The following is a 4,835-nucleotide window of genomic DNA, read 5'->3' as shown; positions in this document are numbered from 1 at the left end:
TGCTGCTGCAGGTCTCGTCGGCCGCCGCCGCGGCATCATCGGTGCCGGAGACCGCGCGCCCATGGTCTCGGTCGCCAACGTCGAACCCGCACGACTGCAGGCGATCATCGCCGAACTCGCGATCGACGGTGCACCGGAGCGATCCGCCGCCCTCGCCATCCGCAACGGCCGTCGTCGCGTCGTACTCTCGGGACCGCCGGCCCAGCTGGCCCGCGTGCAGGAGAAGTGCGAGCAGATCGCTGCCGAGGAAGAGCGTGACCGCGACGCCAAGAAGCGTGGCGGTGCCGTGTTCGCCCCGGTCTTCGAGCAGCTTCCCGTCGAGATCGGCTTCCATCACCCCGCCCTGTCCGACGCTGTCGAACTCGTCAGTGCCTGGGCGCAGCGTTGTGGACTCGATGTCGAGCTCGCACGCGACCTCGCACAGAAGATCCTCGTGGACTCCGTGGATTGGGTCGACGCCATCGACGGTGTCGTCGACGCCGGTGCCGACTGGATTCTCGATCTCGGTCCGGGCGACCTGCTCACCCGCATGACCACTCCGGCGCTGCGTGGACAGGGCGTTGGCATCATTGCCGCGTCCTCGCGTGGGGGCCACCGCAATCTGCTCACCCCGGGAGCTGCTCCCGAGGTCCAGCCCGCATGGTCCGCCTATGCCCCCACCCCTGTCACGTTGCCCGACGGCCGCGTCGTGGTCGAGACCTCCTTCACCAAGATGACCGGACGTTCGCCGATCCTGCTCGCCGGCATGACGCCGACCACGGTCGACGCGAAGATCGTCGCCGCAGCTGCCAACGCAGGCCACTGGGCCGAGCTCGCCGGTGGCGGCCAGGTCACCGAGGACATCTTCACCGATCGTGTCGCCGAGCTCTCGACACTCCTCGAGCCCGGCCGCGCGATCCAGTTCAACTCGCTCTTCCTCGACCCGTACCTGTGGAAGCTTCAGCTCGGCGGACGCCGCATCGTGCAGCGCGCTCGTGCAGCGGGTGCGGCCATCGACGGCGTCGTCGTCACGGCAGGCATCCCGGAACTCGAAGAGGCAGTGGCTCTCATCGAAGAGCTGTCCGAGGCCGGCATCAGCTACGTCTCGTTCAAGCCCGGCACCGTCGCGCAGATTCGCGCCGTCATCCGCATCGCCAACGAGGTTCCGTCCTACCAGGTCAACGTTCACATCGAGGGCGGCCGCGCAGGCGGACACCACTCGTGGGAGGACCTCGACGACCTGCTGCTGACCACCTACGCGGAGCTGCGGTCACGGCCCAACCTCGTCGTCTGCGTCGGCGGAGGCATCGGCACACCCGAGCGGGCAGCGGAGTACCTCACCGGGACCTGGTCGGCCGTGCACGGCTACCCGAAGATGCCGCTCGACGGCATCCTCGTCGGCACCGCAGCTATGGCAACCCTCGAGGCCACGACGGCTCCCGAGGTCAAGCAGCTTCTGGTCGACACACCCGGAACCCCCGACTGGGTCGGGGCCGGTACCGCGAACGGCGGAATGGCCTCGGGCCGAAGCCAACTCGGTGCCGACATCCACGAGATCGACAATGCGGCATCGCGGTGCGGCCGACTGCTCGACGAGGTCGCCGGCAACGCCGACGCCGTGGCCGAGCGTCGCGAGGAGATCATCGCCGCACTCGACGGCACCGCCAAGCCCTTCTTCGGTGACGTCGCCGAGATGACGTACCAGCAGTGGCTCGTTCGCTACCTCGACCTGGCCATCGGAACCGACTCGCGCAGCGACTTCGATTGCGGCGGCGAGTTCACCGACGCCGTGTCCGAGGCACGCGAATCGGTGTGGCTCGACGTCACCTGGCGCACCCGCTTCCTGGAGATGCTGCAGCGCGCCGAGGCTCGCCTGCACCCGGTCGATCGCGGACCCATCCCCACCCTGTTCGCCGATGCCGAGGTTCTCGAACGCCCACGCGCAGCACTGAAGTCGCTGCTCGCACAGTTCCCCGACGCAGCCGACGTGGTGCTGCACCCGGCCGACATCACCTTCTTCACCTCGCTGTGCCGTATGCCCGGCAAGCCGGTCAACTTCGTCCCCGTCGTCGACGGTGACGTGCGCCGCTGGTGGCGCAGTGACTCGCTGTGGCAGGCACACGACGCCCGCTACTCGGCCGATCAGGTCTGCATCATCCCCGGAACCGTCGCCGTCGCAGGCATCACTCGCGTCGACGAGCCCGTGGGCGATCTGCTCGATCGCTTCGAGAAGGCCACCGCAGATCAGCTGCTCGCCGAGGGCGTCGAGCCCACGGCCATCGCGAGCCGTCGCCACGCCGAGATCGCACCCGGACTGCTGGGCATCGTGCTGGCTGCTCCCGATGTCACCTGGGCCTCGCGTATGACGCAGAACCCCGTTGCGCGCCTGGGTGATCCGGCCGACTGGACCGTGGATTCCGAGACGGTCGCGGTGCACCCGCAGACCGGCTCGTCGCTGACCGTGCTCGATTCCGAGCACGTGGAGCTGCTGGTTCCGCTTGCTCCGGGCAAGGAAGTTCGCATCCGCCTGACGGTTCCGGCCTCCACGATCGACGGCGGCGCTCCCGTCGTCACCGCTCAGGACGCTCAGCAGGCCATGTCGGCTCTGCTCGGAGTTGCTGCAGGCCAAGAGCTTCCGGCCGTCAAGGGCGGCGTCGCCCGGCTGAACATCGCGTGGATCCCCGATCTGATCGCCGATCACGCAGGCGTCACCGGATCCGGACTGCCGGACTCGCTCACCGTCAGCGGCAAGGCCGTTCCCGACGTCCTGGTCGGTGCCTGCTGGCCCGCCGTCTTCGCCGTCCTCGGCGCGACGCGCAACGCCGAAGGCATCGACGTCATCGAAGGCATGCTCGATCTGGTGCACCTCGATCACAGTGTGAATCTGGTCGGCAAATTGCCCACCGACACCTCGATTCTGGTGGTCAAGGCTGCGGCAGGAGAGGTGCTCGACACCGACCTCGGCCGCGTCGTCGAGGTCACCGTCGAGATCGGTGCCATGCTCGGTGAGGGGCTCGATGCTCCCGCCGTCGCAACTCTGGTGGAACGCTTCGCCATTCGTGGACGCACCGGCAAGGGCGAGCTCGTCGACCCGGCTCGCGCAGGCGGCTCGGTGAGCGCCGACGCACAGGACACCCCGCGTCGTCGCCGCCGTCAGACAACCATCGTCGCTCCGCGCAACATGGCCGCGTTCGCTCAGGTCTCGGGTGACCACAACCCGATTCACACCTCGGATGCCGCGGCGCTGCTCGCCGGTCTCGGCAGCCCGATCGTGCACGGCATGTGGCTCTCGGCCGCTGCCCAGCAGACGGTCACCGCAGTCGACCACGCGGACACCAAGACTCCGCCGCGTCGCCTCACCGCCTGGACCGCCCGCTTCCTCGGCATGGTTCGCCCCGGAGCCGAGATCGACGTTCGCGTCGACCGCACCGGATTCGACCAGGGTGCCGAACTGATCGAGGTCTCCTGCCGTGTCGCAGGCGAACTGGTCATGGTGGCCACCGCTCGCACCGCGCCGCCGAAGACCGTCTACGCCTTCCCGGGCCAGGGCATCCAGCGTGCGGGCATGGGCTTGGACGCTCGGGCACGCTCGAAGGCTGCACGTGAGGTGTGGGAGCGTGCCGACAAGCACACCCGCAGCGCGCTCGGCTTCTCCATTCTCGCTGTGGTGCGCGACAACCCGACGTCGCTCAAGGCGCGGGGCGTCACGCACAAGCACCCCGACGGTGTGCTGCACCTGACGCAGTTCACCCAGGTTGCGATGGCCGTTCTCGGCGTCGCACAGGTTGCCGAACTGCGTGAATCCGGTGCGTTCGTGGAGAACTCGATTCTCGCCGGCCACTCCGTCGGTGAGTACAACGCCCTCGCAGCCGTTGCCGGTGTGCTCCCGCTCGAAGCCGTCCTCGAGGTCGTCTTCCAGCGTGGTTCGGCCATGCATGCTCTTGTTCCGCGTGACGCCAGCGGCCGCAGCGACTACCGCATGGCAGCGATCCGCCCGTCTCAGATCGGCCTGGCCGACGAGGATGTGCACGGTTTCGTCGCCGGTGTCGCAGCAGAATCCGGTGAGTTCCTCGAGATCGTCAACCTCAACCTGCGCGGTTCGCAGTACGCCATCGCAGGCACGGTTGCCGGCCTCGGCGAGCTGGAGAAGAAGATCGCGATCCGCCGTGCCGAGTTCGGTGGCAAGGCCGCCTACATCATGGTTCCCGGCATCGACGTGCCGTTCCACTCCACGGTGCTGCGCGGCGGAGTCGACGACTTCCGCAACCGCCTCCAGACGCTGCTCCCCGAGCAGATCGATCCGGCAATCCTGGTGGGTCGCTACATCCCGAACCTGGTGCCCAAGCCGTTCTCGCTCGAGCGCGAGTTCGTCCAGGAGATCGCCGATCTGGTTCCGTCCGAGCCGCTGAACACCGTTCTCGCGGAATTCGATTCGTGGGCCGCACGGCCGCGCGATCTGTGCCGCGTGATCCTGACCGAGCTGCTCGCATGGCAGTTCGCCAGCCCGGTGCGCTGGATCGAGACCCAGGACCTGCTGTTCGCAGACGAGTCCGACGGCGGCATGGGCGTCGAGCGCTTCGTCGAGATCGGCCTCGGTGCAACCCCGACCGTGGCGAACCTCGCGTCGCAGACCCTCAAGCTGCCGGGCCGCTTCGGCCACCCGGTCGAGGTACTCAACCTCGAGCGCGAGGCTGCCATCATCTACGGGACCGACACCGACCCGGCTCCGGCCGACGAAGAAGAGTCGACACCCGTGGAGGCCGCTGCTCCGCCAGCTGCAGCTCCCGCTTCGGCTCCCGCGCCCGCTCCGGCAGCAGCACCGTCCGGCGGACCTCGTCCGGACGACATCGCGTTCA

General features: G+C 68.3%; 1 protein-coding gene. It reads left to right on the top strand.

Annotated elements, in window-relative coordinates; genetic code table 11:
• Positions 1 to 4,835: fatty acid synthase subunit beta domain-containing protein (locus RHBS_RS24370; protein ID WP_128646664.1), on the top strand; the 4,835-nt coding region annotated here is incomplete at both ends.

The organism is Rhodococcus sp. BS-15, from assembly GCF_000813105.1.
GTDB lineage: Bacteria > Actinomycetota > Actinomycetes > Mycobacteriales > Mycobacteriaceae > Rhodococcoides.
The sequence above is the reverse complement of the archived record's forward strand: the minus strand, read 5'-3'. Positions and strand labels throughout refer to the sequence as shown.